This is a genomic window from Jejudonia soesokkakensis, from assembly GCF_042664795.1.
GTDB lineage: Bacteria > Bacteroidota > Bacteroidia > Flavobacteriales > Flavobacteriaceae > Jejudonia > Jejudonia soesokkakensis.
Genome location: NZ_JBHTBN010000014.1, coordinates 1 through 529 on the forward strand (window position 1 = coordinate 1; position 529 = coordinate 529).

2 protein-coding genes are annotated in these 529 nt (G+C 41.6%); both read right to left on the reverse strand.

Features of this window, described 5'->3' with window-relative positions; all coding sequences use genetic code 11:
* On the reverse strand, positions 1–203 hold a 203-nt coding region (locus ACFQO1_RS13105), incomplete at its 3' end, for a hypothetical protein (protein ID WP_380218619.1).
* A 55-nt stretch (positions 204–258) separates the two neighbouring features.
* The gene (locus ACFQO1_RS13110; protein WP_379866489.1) at positions 259–513 is read right to left on the reverse strand and encodes an integrase core domain-containing protein; all 255 of its coding nucleotides are present in this window, start codon (positions 511–513) and stop codon (positions 259–261) included.
* Positions 514–529: the final 16 nt, after the last annotated feature.

The following is a 529-nucleotide window of genomic DNA, read 5'->3' on the forward strand; positions in this document are numbered from 1 at the left end:
CCTTGTATTTGTTTTCTCTTCTCTTCAGAATAATTAGCCTGTAAGATTCGATCTCTTACCACCAACATAAAGAACAAGTAGGAGAATAGGTAAGCAGCACGGTAAGCCCCTGCCTTATAACAAATCATGGCCTCTTGGAAAGTTGACTTCGCTTGCTCTGATACGTCTTGTTCATCTAACCACTTCTCCATCGGAAGTTTCATTCTAAACCCTCCTTAATGAACCCCATATGTCCAGACAATTATGCAACGTTTGAAGTTACAGATTGACGAAATTCGGTGACAGATATCCAAGCGCTGAGTGAGGTCTTTCATCATTGTAAAAGGCTATGTAATGATCAATGTCCTGTTTAGCTTCCAGGAACGAACCATATTCTTGGAGCCAAACCGTTTCCTCTTTTAGCGTACGAAACCAACGCTCAATGTAAGCATCAGCGTCAGGATTGTTGTAACCCGTTCTTTCTTGCTTCATTCCAGCATCTTTCAGCGCTTTTACATAACGTCGGCTGGTCATTTGACAGTTTTATCAC

Coding starts and splice junctions, on each gene's coding strand:
- ACFQO1_RS13110 (WP_379866489.1), bottom strand. CDS start 513: ATGACCAGCCGACGTTATGTAAAAGCGCTGAAAGATGCTGGAATGAAG.